Genomic DNA, 17,505 nt, shown 5'->3' with positions numbered 1-17,505 from the left:
CCCGACCCGACTTGGGTCAGGCCGCCTTGGCGCCGGCGGTCGCGATGTAGTCGACCGCGTCGCCCACGGTGGCGAGGCCCTTGACGTCGTCGTCGGGGATCTTGACGTTGAACTTCTCCTCGGCCGCCACCACGACCTCGACCATCGACAGCGAATCGATGTCGAGGTCGTCGGTGAACGACTTGTCGCGCTGGACGTCCTCGACGTCCGTGCCCGCGATCTCGTTCACGATCTCGGCGAGACCCTTGAGGATCTCCTCCTGGCTTGCCATGGTGCTCCTCGGATGCGTCGGTGTTTGCTCGGTGATGGTTGGTCGGTGTGGCGTACCGGCCGCCGCAGGAGGCGGCAGCCGAGGTTTTCGGGGAAGCAGGGGTGGCCCGGGGGAGGGGCCGTGCCGCCCGCGGCGACTCAGGGAAGCGTAATGACCTGCCCGGCGTAGACGAGACCCGCCCCGAACCCCATGACCAGCGCGGTCCCTCCGGCGGCGGCCTCACCGCTCTCCAGCATGCGCTCCATGGCCAGGGGGATGGACGCCGCCGAGGTGTTGCCGGTTTCGGCGATGTCGCGAGCGACCGGTACGTCCGGGGGCAGTTTCAGGGCTTTGATCATCGCGTCGGTGATGCGCATGTTGGCCTGGTGCGGGATGAACGCGTCCAACTGGCTCGCTTCCACGCCCGCGGCGTCCAAGGCCTCCTGGCAGACCTTCGCCATCTCCCAGACCGCCCAGCGGAAGACCGTCTGGCCCTCCATGGTCAGTGTCGGGAACGCGGCCTCCGGGTTGTCGCGGAGCGCTTCCCACGACGTGGACTGGCTGATCGTCCCGGAGTTCGCGCCGTCCGAGCCCCACACCACCGGACCGATGCCGGGCTCCTCCGACGGGCCGACCACGACCGCGCCGGCGCCGTCGCCGAAGATGAAGGCCGTCGAACGGTCGTCGGGGTTGGTCAGGTCGGAGAGCCGTTCGACGCCGATGACCAGGACGTACTCGGCGCTGCCGCCGCGGACCATGTCGTTGGCGAGGGTGAGCCCGTAGCAGAAGCCCGCGCACGCGGCCGAGATGTCGAACGCCGGTGCACGCCCGCCGCCCGCGCCGAGCCGGTAGGCGATGTCGGTGGCGACGGCCGGCGTCTGCTTGAGGTGGGTGACCGTCGCGACGATGACGCAGCCGATCTCCTCGGCCGAAATACCCGCGTGCGCAAGGGCTTTGCCGGCCGCGGCGAGCGACATCTCGGTGACGGTCTCCTCATCGCCGGCCCAGCGCCGGGTCTTGATGCCGGACCGCGACTGGATCCACTCGTCGGACGAGTCGATGCGCTCGATGAGTTCGGAGTTGGGGACGACCCGGACCGGCCGGTAGCCGCCCACGCCCATGATGCGGGCGTACGGCGCGCCGGACCTGGGTCGGATGGGCGCGCTCATGCCGCACCCCGCAGACGCCTCGTGCCGCCCCCGTGAAACGCGTCCCGGTGCCTGGTTCGCTCGCTCACGCGTTGCCCTTCCACTCGACGTTCGTCGGTTCGTTGGTGGGTTCGTTCGGGTCGGCTCTGCCGGCTCGTTCGGGTAAGGGGCCCTGCTCAGACCGCGGAGACGGGGTGGACGCGCAGCAGCGGCATGCCGGGCGCGACCGGGTCGCCGTCCTCGACGAGCCACTCGACGACCGTGCCGCCGTGCGGCACGGTGATCGCCTGCTCGTCGCGGTGCGAGCGCACGACGCCGACCTCGGCGCCGGGCGCCAGATCGTCGCCCGCCTTGACGTCGGCCTTGTGCACGATGCCCTTGAAGGGCGCGACGACCAGGCGCCATGTCGGCGAGGCGTCGATCTCGCTCGGGGTGCCGTGCTTCTCGACCAGGGCGCGTGCGGCCTCCAGGTCGTCGGGTGTCTTGAGGGCCAGCGTCTCGACGCCGGGCAGTGCGCGCTTGGCGAGCCCGGTCAGCGTGCCGGCCGGCGGGACCTCGATGATCGCGGTGACGCCCAGGTCGCGCATCGTCTCCATGCACAGGTCCCAGCGGACCGGGTTGGAGACCTGGCTGACCAGGCGCCGCACGATTTCCCGGCCGTCGTGCAGGACCGCGCCGTCGGTGTTCGAGATGTACGGCGTGCGCGGGTCGCGCACGGTCACGCCCGGGACGAGCTGTTCCAGGCGCGCGACGGCCGGGGCCATGTGGTGCGTGTGGAACGCGCCGGCGACCGAGAGCGGGCGTACCCGCGCCTTCTCGGGCGGGTCGGCGGCGAACGCCTCCAGTTGCGGCAGGGTGCCCGCGGCGACGATCTGTCCGGCGCCGTTCATGTTCGCCGGGGTGAGGCCGTGCTCGTGGATCTTGGCGACCACCGCGTCCGCGTCGCCGCCGAGGACCGCGGACATGCCGGTCTCGGTGACGGCAGCCGCGGCGGCCATCGCCTTGCCGCGCTCGCGGACCAGGACCATCGCCGACTCGGCCGTGATGACGCCGGCGCCCGCCGCGACGGTCAGCTCGCCGACGCTGTGTCCGGCCGCGCCGCCGACGACGCGGTAGGCGTCGGACGGGTGCGGGAACAGTGCCAGCGCGGCGACCAGGCCGGAGGCGACCAGCAGCGGCTGGGCGATCGCGGTGTCGCGGATCTCGTCGGCGTCGGCCTTGGTCCCGTAATGGATCAGGTCGAGGCCGGTGACGGCCGACCACCAGGTGAGGCGGTCCGCCACACCGGGGAGGTCGAGCCAGGGTGTGAGGAAACCGGGTGTTTGGGCGCCCTGTCCGGGGGCGACGAGTACGAGCACGTCAATAACCTTCTCGCTTGCGGGTGGTGCCGACCCCGTATCGGCGCAGACGAAGATCAGATGGCGGTTTTGTGGGTTTCCTACAAACCGCCTTCCGCGGTGGCCAGCCGCCCGAGGATCAGCGACACCTGGAGGGTGAACGCGGAGCGGGCCTCGGTCGGGACCAGGCCGGTGATGTCCATCACGCGTCGCAGCCGGTAACGCACGGTATTGGGATGGACAAAAAGCATCCGCGCCGCTCCTTCGAGTGACGATGCCTGCTCCAGATACACCGACAGCGTTTCGAGCAACGCGGACCCCGCCGCGTGCAGCGGTATGTAGATCTCCTCCACCAACTGCCGCCGCGCTTCCTCGTCGCCGGCGAGCGCCCGCTCGGGCAGCAGATCGTCCGCGGAGACGGGCCGGGGGGCGTCCGGCCACGCCGCGCACGCGCGGTGGCCCGCGGTGGCGGACTGCGCGGAACCGACGGCGGCCAGCAGATCGGGGACGCTCGGCCCCACGACGACCGGGCCGGGCCCGAACTGGCCGATGAGCGAACGCGTCGCGCGCAGCGGGTCGTCAGCTCCGCCGACGATCACCACGAGCCGGTCGCCCTGCACGCCGGTGAGCACGTTGAGGCGGGCGTGGCGGCTCGCCCGGTGGATGCTGTCGACCACCGCCTGGGTGTCGCCGTCGGGCGCGTTGCCGACGACGACCATCACCGACTGCGGGGAGCCCCAGCCGAGAGCGGCGGCCCGGGACAGGATTCCTTCGTCGGCCTCGCCGCGCAGCAGGGAGTGCACGACCAGCGCTTCGAGGCGGGCGTCCCACGCGCCGCGCGCCTCGGCGGCGTGCGCGTATACCTGCGCGGTGGCGAACGCGATCTCGCGCGAATACAGCAGCAGCGCCTCGCGCAGCACCTGTGAGTATCCGGGTGCCGCGAGCTCGTCGATACGCGACTCGACGACCTCGATGGTCACCCGGACCAGTTCCACGGTCTGCGGCAGGGTGATCGCCCGGGTCAGCTCGCGCGGGGCGGTGCCGAAGACGTCCGCGCTGACGGCGTACGGCGCCTCGGGGTGGCGGAACCACTCGGTGAACGCCGCTATCCCCGCCTGGGCGACGAGGCCGATCCACGATCGGTTCTCGGCCGGCATGTTCCGGTACCACGGCAGGGTCTCGTCCATCCGGGCCGCGGCGGCGCCGGCGAGCGCGCCTGCGGACTTCTCCAGACGTCGCACGGTCGCGGCGCGCTTGGCGGCGTCGGAACCGGAAGATCGGGCGGTCACGGGGACCATGATGAACCCTTCCGGGAGCGTCGGCGTACGCGGTCACGCCCTGATCGGGACAACCCGGACGCACCGCGCACCCCGGCGGGTGACGGCGGTTCGCCCTCCGTCACGGTGAAATACCGTGCGCGGCACGGCGGATGCGGTCGTCGACGGCGCCGCGTGCCACCGCCGCGTGCACCGCGCGGGCCAGCCGGGCGCCCCACCGCGAGCGCGGCCCGCCGAACAACTCGGGTTCCTCGCCCGGCCCGGGGGTGCGCGCGGCGACGCATATCGCGTCCGACGGTGTGCCGGTGCACGCGTATCCCGTCTCGAACAGTGCCTGCACCTTCGCCTCGGTGGCCGTCGCGACCGCGTTGACCAGCGCGGCGTCGCCGAGCGGCACGGGCACGACGACCACGATGTTGATCGTGCCGGGGCGCGGCGGGCCCACGGATTTCTCGTCGGGCGCCGCGGCCCACGACGGGATGCCGATCCCGGTCGTCACCCACGCCCGCACCCCGTGGTCGGTGCCGGTCGTGTACGCGGCGACGTCGGCCGCGGTCATCAGCCCGACACCCGGACCGGTGAGCCCGCGCGGGGCCGCGATCTCCTCCAGGTGCGCGACCGGGTCCATGCGCGCGTACCCGGGCGGCACCTGGGCGTTCAGCACCCACGCGCGTTCGCCGAGGCCTCCGCCGAGGATCGCGCTGGAGAGCATGCGCCAGCCGGGACCGGCCCGCCACATCAGGGCCGGCCATCCGTCGTGGCTGATCAACTCGGGCCGGTACGCGCTTGGTTCGGCCGTTGCGAAGGCGTCGGTGCGCGCTGCCTCGCGGGCCGTGGAGGACCGGGCGGCGGTCTCCGGCGGTGATCCGGCGTCGCCCGCCACGGTTTCGTCGGATGCGGTGCTCACGTCGTGCCCTTTCCTGCCGGGCCGGCGGCCCGTACGGCGCTTCCGGTGTCCCCCGATCTTGTCGTGTTCGCCGTGCTTCGCGTGCCGGGTGCGTTTCCCGGATGTCCTGGTCGGACCAAGTGCACTTGCGGGCGCCCGTCCTGACCGACCGTCACCTCGACTTGGGCGTGATAGTGCGTGGCGATGCTGTCCGGCGTCAGCACCTCGGCGGCGGTGCCGGACGCGACCGCGTGGCCGTCGACGAGCAGCAGCATGCGCTCGGCGTACTGCGCGGCCAGACCGAGGTCGTGCAGGGTGGTGACGACGGTCAGCCCGTCGTCGCGGCGCAGCCGGTCGACGAGTTCCAGGACCTGCTGCTGGTGGCCGAGGTCGAGTGCCGTGGTCGGTTCGTCGAGCAGCAGCACCGGCGCCTGCTGGGCCAACGCGCGGGCGAGGACGACGCGTTGCCGCTCCCCGCCGGACAGTCTGCCGACCTCGCGGCCGGCCAGCGGGCCCAGGCCCAGTCGGTCGACCACGTTGTCGGCGACCTCCCGGTCACGGCGTCCCGGCACCGCGAGGTAGCCGAGGTAGGGCGTCCGGCCGAGCAGCACGTAGTCGCGGACCGACATCTGCGGCGGCACCACCGGGTTCTGCGGCGTGTAGGCGATGGTGCGGGCGAGCGCGCGCGCCGACAGGTCGCGCAGGCGCACGCCGTCCGCGGTCACCTCGCCCGTGTACGGCAGCAGCCCCGCGACCGCTTTCAACAGCGTCGACTTGCCCGCACCGTTGGGGCCGATGACCGCGAGCCAGCCGCCTTCCTCGACCTGCGCGTCCACGTCGTGGAGGATTCGGCGTCGGTCGCGTGAGACGTCGAGTCCCGCGACGTCCAGACCGGTCATCCGCGCACCCCGCTCACATGTCCACCCGGCGCGTGGCACGCAGGACGATCACGAAGAACGGCGCCCCGATGAAGGCGGTGACCACGCCGATCGGCAGTTCGCCGGGTGCCGCGGCGGTCCGCGCGATGATGTCCGCGAGCACCAGGAACGTCCCGCCGACCAGCACCGACATGGGCAGGATGCGGCGGTAGCTGCCGCCGGTGAGCCGGCGTACCGCGTGCGGCACGACGATGCCGAGGAACCCGATCAGGCCGCTGATCGCGACCGCCGTCGCGGTCGCGAGCGACGCGGCGAGAAGCACGACGAAGCGCACCCGCGCGGCGCTGACGCCGAGGACCGCGGCCTCTTCGTCGCCCACCGTCATGACGTCGAGCAACCGCCCGTGCAGCAGCAGGACGAACGTGCTCACCGCGGCGTAGGGCAGCACCAGCACCAGCTCGTCCCAGGTGATGGAGGCGAGGCTGCCGAGGATCCACGAGTAGATGCGCCGCAGCTCGTCGACTTGGGCCTGCTGCACGAACGTCTGCGCGGCCGACAGGAACGACGACACCGCGACTCCGGCGAGCACGAGCGTGGTGGTGCCGTCCGCACGGCCGGCGGTGGTGCCGAGCCCGTACGCCATCAGCACGCCCGCGATCGCCCCCACGAACGCCGCGAGCGGCACGATTCCGATGCCGGCCACTTCTTCGGCGTCCGAGTAGCCGATCACCAGCGTCGCCCCGAGGCCCGCGCCGGCCGCGGCGCCGAGGAGGTACGGGTCGGCCATCGGGTTGCGGAAGACCCCCTGGTAGCCGGCGCCCGCGACGGCCAGCAGCGCCCCGACCAGCGCCGCGCCGAACACGCGCGGCATGCGGATCTCCACGAGCACCGAGTGCTGCACGGGGCTGAGCCCGTGGTCGATGTCGACGAACGGCAGTTCGTCGACGAGGGCGAGCAGCACGCCGCGCGGGGGCAGGTCGGCGGCGCCCACGAGCATGCCCGCGACGACCGCGCCGACCAGGGCGAGCGCCGCGGCGGCGTACCAGGGGTACGCGCGGCGGTTCTCGCCCGGCCGGGGGAGTGCGCGCGCGGGAAGCGTCGTCACGCGGTGGCGCCGGCCTTCTCGACGGCTGCGGCGACGGCCTTCACCAGGTCCACGACACGCGGGCCCCAGCGGGACGCGATGTCGTCGTCGAGCGGCACGACATTGCCGGTCTGCACGGCCTTGATCTTGTCCCAGCCCGGACGCTGCCCCACGGTGGCGGCGTTCTGGCCGCAGCACTTGGTGTCACCGAGGAAGATCAGGTCGGGGTTCGACGTCACGATGTGCTCGGTGGAGACCTGCGGGTAGCCCGACCCGTCCTTGTCGGCGGCGTCGGCGATGTTCCGCAGGCCGAAGAGGGTGTAGACCTCGCCGAGGAACGTCTTGGAGGTGACGCTGTAGCCGGTGTTGTCGAGCTCGTGGAAGTAGGTGAGGGGCGCGGCGGGCTTCTTGGCCTTCGCCACGACCTCGCCGATGTCCTTCTTCATCTTGTCGGTGACCGCGGCGGCCTCGGCGGCGTGGCCGGTCGCCGTGCCGAGGGTGTTGAACTGCGTGTACATCTCCTCGAAAGTCTTCGCGGCGGGCACTTCGACGACCTTGATCCTGACGGATTCCAGCTTCTGCTTGATGCCGTCGATGTCGTCGGAGAGCACCACCAGGTCGGGGGTGTACTTGGTGATCGCCTCGACGTTGGGCTGGAAGCCGGACAGGTCGGTCTTCGGAGCCTCGGCCGGGAAGTTCGACTGGTCGTCGACGGCGATGACCTGCTTGCCGGCGCCTATCGCGTACAGGATCTCGGTCGCCGTCGGCGTGAGCGAGACGATCTTCTTCGGGGCGTCGGCGGGCAGGGCCGCGGTCGACGCGCCGGCCGCCGGGGGCGTGGCTGCGGCGCCCGCCGGCTCGTTGCCGTCCTCGTTGTCGCCGCAGGCGGTCAGGACCAGCGCACCCAGGACGAGTGCCGCGGCAGGGCGCAGCACAGTGGTGACCTTCATGGATTTCTCCCGCGTCACCCACGGGTGGGGGACGCAGGACCCGTGGACGGATCGCCCTTCCTACGAGGGCCGATGTCGTCGACGCAGGCGAGGCGACCTGGCTCGTCCGCCCGACGGCGCCGGACGGCATCTCAGTTGCGGGACAGCGCCGGGATCCCACCGGACTTCGCTGCACACTGCGTCTTGCTGTTGCTTTGTGTGGTGCGGCGGAACGCTTCCGCCGGATTCAGGACGATACCAACCGGTCCACGGTCGTCAGGTCGCGGGTGGAATTGCGGACGGACCGGCAGTGTTGCGGTGGAATCGCGAGCGGACCAGCACGCGCCGACGCACCGAAGGGCCACGTCACCATGTACGACATACGCCGGGCCGCCGACCGCTTCCACACCCGGGCGGGGTGGCTCGATTCGCACCACAGCTTCTCGTTCAGCCGCCACTACGACCCGGCGAACACCCACTTCGGGCAGCTCCTGGTCAGCAACGACGACATCGTCGCCCCGGGCACCGGGTTCGACACCCACCCGCACCGCGACATGGAGATCGTCACCTGGGTGCTGTCCGGCGGCCTCGTGCACCAGGACTCCGAGGGCCACAACGGGCTCATCCACCCGGGCCTGGCCCAGCGCATGAGTGCCGGTCGCGGCATCCTGCACTCCGAGAAGAACGACCTGCGCGCGGGCGCCGAGCCGACTCCTGTCCGGTTCGTCCAGATGTGGGTGCTGCCCGACGAAGGCGGCATCGCCCCCGGCTACGAACAGCTCGACGTGTCCGCCGACCTGGCCCGCGGAGGTCTGGTGCCGGTCGCGTCCGGCCGCCCGGGCCACGAGGCCGCGATCCGCATCCACCAGAAGGACGCCGCCCTCCACGCGGCCCGCCTCGCCCCCGGCCAGGCCGTGCAACTCCCGACGGCGCCGTACGTCCACCTCTTCGTCGCGCGCGGCACCGTGACGCTGGAGGGCGCCGGGGCCCTCGCCGAGGGGGACGCCGTGCGTGTCACGGGCGCGGAAGGCCAGCGCCTCACGGCGGACACGGACGCCGAGGTGCTGATCTGGGAGATGCACAGCGCCGCCGCGCTCGGCTGACGCGGGACACCTTGAATGCGCACGCGAAGTGCGCCGTGCGCGGTCGACAACAGGCGATCCGCGCTGCGGCCCGTGCGTGCACGGGGGCTCTGCCGAGGCGGATGAGAGACGTGCGTGGCCTGCCGGGGCTGGGCGATGGGCTCTCGACGAGCCGCCCGGTCGGCCGCATGCCCGACGGGTCGCGCCGCGTGGGCACGGGGTGATGGCGGGCGGTCGGCAACAACCGGTGCGCGCTGTGTGGCCCGTGACAGCGGATGCGATGACGCCGACGGCGCCGGAGCGACGAGCGCGAGACCGACGGAATCGCCATCGCCGGGCTCCCCGACAGGGGCGGGACCCGCGTCACCGGGCCGTGGGGCGGGGAACGCTGTTCACGACCCGGCCGGCCACCGGCCTGGTCACCTACCGGGCGTGGTCTGCCGGGGCTCCGCGCACGGGCTTCGGCCGAACGCCCATGTGCAGTCTGGCCCGGCCGGCCACACGTCCGACGGGTTCGGCCGGGCGGTTGCGGGCGGCGAAAACCGGCCACGCCGCGTCGGCGTCCCCGGCTGTGCTGTGCTCGTGCGGATCACCTCGCGTCGCCGGCGGTTCTTGTGTCGCCGACGTCGTACGTGCTCCCCCCGTCGCGCCTTGCACCCGGCGTCCGAGCGGTTCGCGCTTGCTTCGAGTGCACTCCAACTGCTTAGCGTCGTGTTCGCGGGCTTCGGCCCGGCCCCCCGCTCCAGGAGGCATTCATGTTGCTCACCGAGACCGAACTTCCCGCCGACTCCTCGGTCGGCCGCTACACGATCAGCGAGGTCGCGGCGCGCACCGGCCTCAGCGCGCACACGCTGCGCTGGTACGAGCGCATCGGCCTCATGCCGCACGTCGGCCGTGAGGCCCCCCGGAGCGGCAACGGGCAGGCTGGACGCCGCCGCTACAGCGAGCGTGACCTCGGCTTTTTGGAGTTCGTCGGCAAACTGCGGGCCACCGGGATGCCGGTGGCGGACATGATCCGCTACGCGGAACTGGCCCGTGAGGGCGACGCGACGCTCGCCGAGCGGCATCGGATGCTCGTCGAGCACCGCGAGGAAGTGCGCGCCCGCATCAGTGATCTGACGTCCTGTCTGCTCGTGCTCGACTACAAGATCGACTTTTACGGCGCCTGCACGGACGCCGAGAAACGGGAAGGCGAAGCCACCGAATGATGCGCACCACCACACTGGGCACGGACGGCCCCGTCAGCTCGGTCCAGGGCCTCGGCTGCATGGGCATGAGCGACTTCTACGCCGGCGCCGGACCCGAGCACGGCGAATCCCTGGCCACACTCGGCCGCGCCCTCGACCTGGGCGTCACCCACTTCGACACCTCCGACATGTACGGCACCGGCCGCAACGAGGAGCTGATCGGCGAATTCCTGCGCGGCGGGCGCCGCGACGAGGTCCTGCTGGCCACCAAGTTCGGCCTCGACCGGCACGCCGGGCCCGGCGAGCGCGACATCCGCGGTGACGCGGCGTACGTGAAGGCGGCCTGCGACGCGAGCCTGGCCCGGCTCGGGATCGACACGATCGACCTGTACTACATGCACCGCCGTGACACCACGGTGCCGATCGAGGAGACCGTCGGCGCGATGGCCGAGCTGGTCGCCGCAGGCAAGGTCCGGCACCTGGGTCTGTCGGAGGTGACGGCGAAGGAGATCCACGCCGCCGCGGCCGTGCACCCGATCGCGGCCGTCCAGGCGGAGTGGTCGCTGTTCGCCCGCGACATCGAGGAGTCGGTGGTGCCGGCGGCCCGCGAGGTCGGCGCCGCGCTGGTCCCCTACTCGCCGCTCGGCCGAGGGTTTCTCAGCGCGCTGTGGACGACCTTCGACGACCTGCCGGAAGGCGACTTCCGCCGGGCCCAGCCCAGGTTCGTCGGCGACAACGCCCGCTCGAACGCCGAACTCCTCGCGCCTGTCAAGGAGATCGCCGCGACCCGCGGCATCACGGCCGCTCAGGTCGCGCTCGCGTGGGTCCAGCAGCGCGCGGACGTGTGGGGCATGCCCGTCGTTCCGATCCCCGGCACCACGAAGCGCACCCGGCTCGCCGAGAACGCCGCGGCGGCCGACGTCACGCTCACGGCGGACGAACTCGCGTCGTTGGAGCCGATCTCCGCACAGGTCGCCGGAGACCGCTACGCGGTCATGACGAGCACGTACGTCGGACCCGGCCGGGAGTAGCCGCCGCCCCCCGTACGGCAGACGGAATAATCAGCGCGATTCGGCAAGGCCGTTATCCACAATGCGCGGTTTGTCTACAGAGTGCGACGCGCGTAGCGAAAGTCATCACCGAACGTACGCGAAAGATTACGAATCCGCGTCGGTCGGCACTCCGGGGGTTGTGACCCGCCCGCCACGAGGCGTAGCAACAGGGGACCGAAAGGCATTCGTGCCACCCCTGGGGGTGTTGTGGCTGACGTGGTTATGGACGGCGTGGGCAAGGTCTACGCGGACGGCACCAGAGCGGTCGACGCACTCGATCTGTCCGTCGCGCACGGCGAGTTCCTTGTCCTCGTCGGCCCCTCCGGGTGCGGCAAGACCACCGCCCTGCGGATGGTCGCGGGGCTGGAGGACATCAGCGAGGGCACCGTCAGGATCGGCGACCGCGTCGTCAACCGGGTGCCCTCGCGCGACCGCGACGTGGCGATGGTCTTCCAGAGCTACGCGCTCTACCCGCACCTCAACGTGCGCGACAACATCGGATTCGGGCTGCGGCTGCGCAAACTGCCCAAGGCCGAGATCCACAAGCGCGTCGCCGAGGCCGCCCGCACGCTCGGCCTCGAAGAGCATCTGTCGCGCAAACCCCGGCAGTTGTCCGGCGGCCAGCGCCAGCGCGTCGCGATGGGCCGGGCGATCGTCCGGGAGCCGCAGGCGTTCCTGATGGACGAGCCGCTGTCCAACCTGGATGCGAAGCTCCGCGTCCAGATGCGTGCGCAGATCGCCCGCCTGACCCGCGAACTCGGCGTCACCACCTTGTATGTGACACACGATCAGGTCGAGGCGATGACGCTCGGCGACCGGGTCGCCGTGATGCGCAAGGGAGTTCTGCAACAGGTCGCGCCGCCCCAGGAGTTGTACGACCGGCCGGTCAACCTCTTCGTCGCCGGGTTCATCGGCTCACCCGCGATGAACCTGCTCAGCGGCCGACTGGAGGCCGCCGACGGCGGGTTCGCCGTGCGCCTGGGCGACCAGCGCCTCGCCGTCCCCGAGCAACTCCTGGCCGACCGGCCGGCACTGCGCGCCTACGCCGATCAGCCGGTGATCGTCGGCATCCGCCCGGAAGACCTCCACGACGCGGCCGACGACACCGCGCCCGCCCCGGACGACGCCGTACTGCGGGCCGAGGCCGACCTCGTCGAGTCGATGGGCTCCGAGGTCCACGTCCACGTGCGCCTGGCCGCCCCGCCCGCGGTGACCGCCGACGTTCAGGAACTCGCCGCGGACGCGGGCGACGCGGACCAGGTGCCCGACCCGGGCGCCGGCACTTCGGAACTCGTGGCCCGCCTGGGGCCCCGGACCCGGGTGCGAGACGGCGACACCGCGCTGCTCCGGGTCGCCACCGATCGCATGCACTTCTTCGACCCGGCAACAGGCCTGTCCGTGAGGGAGGAAACGTGACGCGAATCGTCGGTCGATCCGGGAGGGGAAGCGTGCGGCGGATCATCGGTGCGGTCGCCGCCGCATCCTTGCTGGCACTCGGGCTGGGCGCGTGCGGTGACGACGGCGACGACGAGGCGGCCCCCGCGGGCAGCCAGTCGGCGCCGGGCACCACCGCAGAGCTCCGCCTGCCCCGGCTCGACGGCACCACGGTCAGCGTTGCCGGGGTGTGGACCAACGACGAACTGGCGTCGTTCAAAAAGGTCCTCGCCGATTTCGAGAAGCGCACGGGCGCCAAGACCGAGTTCATCCCGACCGGGGACAGCGCCGCGACCTTCCTGGGCCAGCGCGTCGAGGGCAACGCGCCGCCCGACGTGGCCTTCCTCGCGCAGCCGGGCGCGGTCCGGCAGTTCGCGGAGCAGGGCTGGATCAAGCCCGTGTCCGCCGAGGTGCAGGCCGCGGTCCAGGCCAACTTCGCCCCGCAGTGGCAGAAGCTCGGGTCGTACGACAACAAGCTCTACGGCGTCTACTACAAGGGCGCCAACAAGTCGCTGATCTGGTACAACGCCCAGGTCTTCGACGACGCCGGAGCGTCCGAGGCCGCCACGTGGGCCGACCTCCAGAAGACCGCGAGCCTGATCTCCGACTCGGGCACGCCGCCCTTCGCGGCCGGGGGCGCCGACGGCTGGGTGCTGACCGACTGGTTCGAGAACATCTACCTCAGCCAGGCCGGCCCCGAGATGTACGACAAGCTCGCCCAGCACCAGATCCCCTGGACCGACCCGTCGGTCAAGGCGGCCCTGGAGACACTCGCGCAGGTGTGGAGCAAGGGCGAGTGGTTCCCCGGAGGCGCGGAGGGCGTCCTGCAGACCGAGTTCCCCGCCTCCGTGCCGCAGGTCTTCGGCGAGTCGCCGAAGGCGGGCATGCTGCCGGGCGCGGACTTCATCGGCACCAACATCATCAAGGACACCAAGGCCAAGGTCGGCACGGACGCGAAGTTCTTCGCCTTCCCGGCCGTCGCGCCCGGCAAGCCCCCGGTCGTCACCGGCGGCGACGCCGCCGTCGCGATGAAGGACAGCCCCGGCGCGATGGCGCTGCTCGCCTACCTCGCCTCGCCGGAGGCCGCCAAGGTCTGGGCCGAACAAGGCGGTTACCTCTCGCCCAACAAGAACCTCGACTTCGGCGCCTACCGCGACGACGTCACCCGTGAGATCGCCGAGAAGCTCATCGGCGCCGGCGACGACTTCCGCTTCGACATGTCCGACCAGGCGCCTGCGGCGTTCGGCGGCACCAAGGGCGAAGGCATGTGGCGCGACCTCCAGGACTTCCTGCGCAACCCGTCCGACGTCGCGGGCGCACAAGCGAGGCTGGAGGCCGACGCGGCCAAGGCATTCACCGGCGCATGAGAGTGACGGGGAGTCATGGCGGAACCGACTGACGCGGCATCGACCCGGGCCGCAGGTACCGACGATCCGCCCGCCGAGGCGGCCGAGCCCGCGGAAGAGCGCACCCGCAGGCTCGGCGCCGGGTGGCTGCTCGGCTGGCTGTTCCTGTTGCCGGCGGTCCTGGTGCTCGGGGTGCTGGTCGCCTACCCGATCGTGTGGAGCTTCGCCCGCAGCCTCTTCGGCGCCGAAGGCTGGTCGGACTTCACGGGCCTCGACAACTACCAGGACCTCTTCACCGACGACGACACATTCACCGCGCTGAAGAACAACCTGATCTGGGTGCTCGTCGTACCCGCCGTGGTCACGGCCTTCGGCCTGGTGTTCGCGGTCCTCACCGAACGCATGAGGTTCGCCACCGCGTTCAAGCTCGTCGTGTTCATGCCGATGGCCGTCTCGATGCTGGCCGCCGGCATCATCTTCCGCCTCGTGTACGACCGCGACCCCGACAAGGGCGTGGCCAACGCGGCACTCGTCGGCATCGACGAGATCTTCTCCGAAGGCGCCCCCTACCCGGGGGCCCGCCCGCGCCCCGACAGCGGCCTCGACCCTGCCGGGGGCGGCTTCCTCACGGCCGCGCAGCACCAGGCGGGCACCCCCGTGCTGCTCCCGCTCGTCGCACTGCCCGCCGACAAGATCCCCTCCGACGCGCGTCCCGCCGCGTCCGCCCCGCCGACCGGAGACGGCCTGTCGGGCGTCGTCTGGCTCGACTTCAGCCGAGGCAACCTCGGTGAGCCGGGCAAGATCGACGCCTCCGAGGTCGGCCTGCCCGGTGTCAGGGTCGAGGCGGTGCGCGACGGCCGTACGGTCGCCTCGGCCACCACCGCCGCGGACGGCAGCTTCCGGTTCGGCGACCGTGCGACCCGCGACGGTCCGGTGCAACTCCGGCTCGCCGCCTCGAACTTCGAGCAGGCCTTCGACGGGTACGACTGGCTCGGCCCCAGCCTGATCACCCCGGCGATCATCGGCGCCTACGTGTGGATGTGGGCCGGGTTCGCGATGGTCCTCATCGCCGCCGGCCTGGCCGCGATTCCGCGCGACGCCCTGGAGGCCGCACGCGTCGACGGCGCGACCGAATGGCAGGTGTTCCGCCGGGTCACCGTGCCGCTGCTCGCCCCGGTCCTGGTCGTGGTGATGGTGACTCTGGTCATCAACGTGCTCAAGGTCTTCGACCTCGTCCTCATCATCTCGCCCGGTTCGTCGCAGAAAGAGGCCAACGTTCTGGCGCTCCAGATGTACCTGGCGTCCTTCGGCGGCGGCAACAACCAGGGCCTCGGCAGCGCGATCGGCATCGTGCTGTTCCTGCTGGTCCTCCCGGCCATGCTCTTCAACATCCGCCGCTTCCGAAGGGAGAACCGGTGACCGCGGAAGTCGGAGGCACTCCGGGCACGGGCATCGCCACGGGTACGGCCGCCAAGCCGCCCGGCGGGGCCACACGCGCCGAAGGCACCGGCGGCGGGGCGATCAAGCGAGGCATCGCGTCGCGGATCGTCGCGAAGACCGGCGGGGGACTGGTCGCGACCGGGCTCGTCGTCGTGGCGCTGTTCTGGCTCATGCCGACCTTCGGACTGCTGGTGTCGTCGCTGCGGTCCTCGGACGAGACCGGCACCTCCGGTTGGTGGAAGGTGTTCGGCGAGCCCGGCCAACTCACGTGGCAGAACTACGACAGGCTCCTCGGCGACGACGACATGATGCGCGCGTTCCTCAACACGATCTGGATCACCGTGCCCAGCACGCTCCTGGTGATCCTCCTCGGCGCGCTCGCCGCGTACGCCTTCGCCTGGCTCGAATTCCCGGGCCGGGACTGGCTGTTCCTCGTGGTCGTCGGCCTGCTCGTGGTGCCCGTGCAGGTCGCGCTGATCCCCATCTCCAAGCTGTACGGCGAAACCGGCCTGTTCGGGACGATCACAGGCGTCGTGCTCTTCCACGTCGCCTTCGGCCTGCCCTTCGCGGTGTTCCTGCTGCGGAACTACTTCGCCGGCATCCCCAAGGACCTCCTGGAAGCCGCGCGCATGGACGGCGGCAGCGACATCACCATCTTCTTCCGCGTCATCCTGCCGCTCGGCCTCCCGGCCATCGCGTCGCTCGCCATCTTCCAGTTCCTGTGGGTCTGGAACGACATGCTCATCGCCCTCATCTACGCCGACGTCGACTCGGCGCCCCTGACCGTCGCGCTCCAGTCCCAATCACGCGCCTTCGGTGCGAACGTCGACGTCCTCGCGCCCGGCGCGTTCCTCTCCCTCGTCGTGCCCCTCATGGTGTTCTTCGCCTTCCAGCGCCACTTCGTGCAGGGCGTCATGGCCGGGGCCGTCAAATGACCGGAGGCTGTATTTAGGAGCAATCCTTTCCTGTTTCGCGCCTACAGTCGTGCGTATGACGACCGACCGCACCCGTGTCCTCGGCCCCCGCGAGCTCAACCGCGCCCTGCTCGCCCGGCAACACCTGCTCAGGCGCGTACACGTGCCCGCACTCGACATGGTGCGCCACCTTGCCGGGCTCCAGGCCCAGCACCCGACGTCCTCCTACTTCACCCTGTGGGCGCGCATCGCGGACTTCGACCCCGGGGAACTCGCCGGTCTCATGACCGACCGCAAGGTGCTCCGCATCGCACTCATGCGGTCCACGATCCACACTGTCACCGCGGACGACTGCCTCGCGTGGCGACCGCTGCTGCTGCCGGCCATGGAACGCATGTTCAACACCAGCCACCTGCGTGCGACCGCGGGCGCCGACCGCGACGAACTCACCGACCTCGGACGGGCGTTCATCGAGGAGAAGCCGCGCACGTTCGCCGAAGTCGGCGCGTACCTCGGCGAACGCTGGCCCGACGCCCAGCCCACCGCACTCGCCGCCGCGCTGCGCACCTGGGCACCGCTCGTCCAGGTGCCGCCGCGCGGTCTGTGGGGCCGCAGCGGACCTGTCGCGCACACCACTGCCGAACACTGGCTGGGCCGCCCGCTGGACCCGGAACCCCGGCTCGACGACATGGTGCTGCGCTGCATCGCGGCGCTCGGCCCGATGACCGCCAAGGACGTGCAGGTCTGGTGCGGCCTGACCCGCCTCGCACCGGTCCTCGAACGCCTGCGCCCCCGACTCGTCACCTTCCGCGACGAGCAGGGACGCGAACTGTTCGATCTGCCGGACGCGCCGCGCCCCGACGCGGACACCCCCGCGCCCGTGCGCTTCGTCGCCGACTTCGACAACATCAGGCTGTCGCACGACGACCGCACGCGCGTGATCAGCCGGGAATGGCAGAAGTGGTGCCTCGGGCAGGGAAACAAGCTGTGGGGCAGTGTGCTGTTCGACGGATTCGTCCGCTGCGCGTGGCGCATCGAACGTACGAAGGACACCGCCACGCTGCTCGTCGTCTCCGGCCCCGAGCCCAAGGACTCCCTCGCCGCCCACCGCGACGAGATCGAGGCGGAGGGACGCAGGCTGCTCGCCTTCGCCGCGCGTGACCGCGACAAGCACGACATCGTCTTCGCGTGAGCCACCGCGTGCCGCCCGCCCCGAACGCCGGGAGGGCCCGGAGCACGCGGTGTGCGTGCTCCGGGCCCT

At 71.3% G+C, this 17,505-nt stretch carries 15 protein-coding genes and 1 pseudogene; 8 read left to right on the top strand and 8 right to left on the bottom strand.

Annotation, left to right across the window (positions count from 1 at the left end):
* Positions 1-16 precede the first annotated feature (16 nt).
* The 8 genes and pseudogenes from ACRX5W_RS13790 to ACRX5W_RS13755 all read right to left on the bottom strand — a co-directional run bounded on the left by ACRX5W_RS13790 (position 17) and on the right by ACRX5W_RS13755 (position 7,810).
* Entirely contained in the window at positions 17-271 is a 255-nt protein-coding gene (locus ACRX5W_RS13790; protein ID WP_436788386.1) for an acyl carrier protein, read from the bottom strand.
* 137 nt (positions 272-408) lie between these two features.
* A complete protein-coding gene (locus ACRX5W_RS13785) occupies positions 409-1,419 on the bottom strand; it encodes a beta-ketoacyl-ACP synthase III (protein ID WP_436788385.1) in 1,011 nt (336 codons plus the stop codon).
* A gap of 404 nt (positions 1,420-1,823) precedes the next feature.
* Positions 1,824-2,756 (bottom strand): annotated as a pseudogene (locus tag ACRX5W_RS13780) (ACP S-malonyltransferase); the annotation flags it as partial.
* Positions 2,757-2,836: 80 nt separating this feature from the next.
* Complete coding sequence (locus tag ACRX5W_RS13775) at positions 2,837-4,024, bottom strand: PucR family transcriptional regulator (protein ID WP_436788384.1); 1,188 nt, start codon at positions 4,022-4,024, stop codon at positions 2,837-2,839.
* A gap of 109 nt (positions 4,025-4,133) precedes the next feature.
* Complete coding sequence (locus tag ACRX5W_RS13770; RefSeq protein ID WP_436788613.1) at positions 4,134-4,751, bottom strand: adenosylcobinamide amidohydrolase; 618 nt, start codon at positions 4,749-4,751, stop codon at positions 4,134-4,136.
* A gap of 164 nt (positions 4,752-4,915) precedes the next feature.
* The gene (locus tag ACRX5W_RS13765; RefSeq protein WP_436788383.1) at positions 4,916-5,797 is read right to left on the bottom strand and encodes an ABC transporter ATP-binding protein; all 882 of its coding nucleotides are present in this window, start codon (positions 5,795-5,797) and stop codon (positions 4,916-4,918) included.
* A 13-nt stretch (positions 5,798-5,810) separates the two neighbouring features.
* Positions 5,811-6,881: a FecCD family ABC transporter permease gene (locus ACRX5W_RS13760; RefSeq protein WP_436788382.1), complete on the bottom strand. Its 1,071-nt coding sequence runs from the start codon at positions 6,879-6,881 to the stop codon at positions 5,811-5,813.
* A complete protein-coding gene (locus ACRX5W_RS13755) occupies positions 6,878-7,810 on the bottom strand; it encodes an ABC transporter substrate-binding protein (protein WP_436788381.1) in 933 nt (310 codons plus the stop codon). Before ACRX5W_RS13755 ends, ACRX5W_RS13760 begins: the two co-directional genes overlap by 4 nt.
* Positions 7,811-8,160: 350 nt before the next feature.
* Between ACRX5W_RS13755 and ACRX5W_RS13750 the strand changes: the two genes are divergently transcribed.
* The 8 genes from ACRX5W_RS13750 to ACRX5W_RS13715 all read left to right on the top strand — a co-directional run bounded on the left by ACRX5W_RS13750 (position 8,161) and on the right by ACRX5W_RS13715 (position 17,436).
* Positions 8,161-8,892 (top strand): pirin family protein, encoded by a 732-nt coding sequence (locus ACRX5W_RS13750; RefSeq protein WP_436788380.1) that lies wholly within the window; start codon positions 8,161-8,163, stop codon positions 8,890-8,892.
* A 734-nt stretch (positions 8,893-9,626) separates the two neighbouring features.
* Entirely contained in the window at positions 9,627-10,079 is a 453-nt protein-coding gene (locus ACRX5W_RS13745) for a MerR family transcriptional regulator (RefSeq protein ID WP_436788379.1), read from the top strand.
* On the top strand, positions 10,079-11,089 hold the full coding sequence (locus ACRX5W_RS13740; RefSeq protein ID WP_436788378.1) for an aldo/keto reductase: 1,011 nt from the start codon (positions 10,079-10,081) through the stop codon (positions 11,087-11,089). The genes ACRX5W_RS13745 and ACRX5W_RS13740 overlap by 1 nt, the downstream gene beginning before the upstream one ends.
* A 228-nt stretch (positions 11,090-11,317) precedes the next feature.
* On the top strand, positions 11,318-12,526 hold the full coding sequence (locus ACRX5W_RS13735; RefSeq protein WP_436788377.1) for an ABC transporter ATP-binding protein: 1,209 nt from the start codon (positions 11,318-11,320) through the stop codon (positions 12,524-12,526).
* A 32-nt stretch (positions 12,527-12,558) separates the two neighbouring features.
* Entirely contained in the window at positions 12,559-13,911 is a 1,353-nt protein-coding gene (locus ACRX5W_RS13730; protein WP_436788376.1) for an ABC transporter substrate-binding protein, read from the top strand.
* A gap of 15 nt (positions 13,912-13,926) precedes the next feature.
* Entirely contained in the window at positions 13,927-15,309 is a 1,383-nt protein-coding gene (locus ACRX5W_RS13725) for an ABC transporter permease subunit (RefSeq protein WP_436788375.1), read from the top strand.
* Positions 15,306-16,265, top strand: a complete 960-nt coding sequence (locus ACRX5W_RS13720) for a carbohydrate ABC transporter permease (RefSeq protein ID WP_436788374.1) — start codon at positions 15,306-15,308, stop codon at positions 16,263-16,265. The genes ACRX5W_RS13725 and ACRX5W_RS13720 overlap by 4 nt, the downstream gene beginning before the upstream one ends.
* Positions 16,266-16,320: 55 nt before the next feature.
* A complete protein-coding gene (locus ACRX5W_RS13715; protein WP_436788373.1) occupies positions 16,321-17,436 on the top strand; it encodes a winged helix DNA-binding domain-containing protein in 1,116 nt (371 codons plus the stop codon).
* The last annotated feature ends 69 nt before the right edge of the window (positions 17,437-17,505 follow it).

This window comes from Yinghuangia sp. YIM S10712, from assembly GCF_051388935.1.
GTDB lineage: Bacteria > Actinomycetota > Actinomycetes > Streptomycetales > Streptomycetaceae > Yinghuangia.
Note: the sequence above shows the minus strand (reverse complement) of the source record. Positions and strands in the feature narration are given on the sequence as shown.

Coding starts and splice junctions, on each gene's coding strand:
- ACRX5W_RS13740 (WP_436788378.1), top strand. CDS start 10,079: ATGCGCACCACCACACTGGGCACGGACGGCCCCGTCAGCTCGGTCCAG.
- ACRX5W_RS13725 (WP_436788375.1), top strand. CDS start 13,927: ATGGCGGAACCGACTGACGCGGCATCGACCCGGGCCGCAGGTACCGAC.
- ACRX5W_RS13785 (WP_436788385.1), bottom strand. CDS start 1,419: ATGAGCGCGCCCATCCGACCCAGGTCCGGCGCGCCGTACGCCCGCATC.
- ACRX5W_RS13765 (WP_436788383.1), bottom strand. CDS start 5,797: ATGACCGGTCTGGACGTCGCGGGACTCGACGTCTCACGCGACCGACGC.
- ACRX5W_RS13715 (WP_436788373.1), top strand. CDS start 16,321: ATGACGACCGACCGCACCCGTGTCCTCGGCCCCCGCGAGCTCAACCGC.
- ACRX5W_RS13745 (WP_436788379.1), top strand. CDS start 9,627: ATGTTGCTCACCGAGACCGAACTTCCCGCCGACTCCTCGGTCGGCCGC.
- ACRX5W_RS13790 (WP_436788386.1), bottom strand. CDS start 271: ATGGCAAGCCAGGAGGAGATCCTCAAGGGTCTCGCCGAGATCGTGAAC.
- ACRX5W_RS13770 (WP_436788613.1), bottom strand. CDS start 4,751: ATGTGGCGGGCCGGTCCCGGCTGGCGCATGCTCTCCAGCGCGATCCTC.
- ACRX5W_RS13750 (WP_436788380.1), top strand. CDS start 8,161: ATGTACGACATACGCCGGGCCGCCGACCGCTTCCACACCCGGGCGGGG.
- ACRX5W_RS13755 (WP_436788381.1), bottom strand. CDS start 7,810: ATGAAGGTCACCACTGTGCTGCGCCCTGCCGCGGCACTCGTCCTGGGT.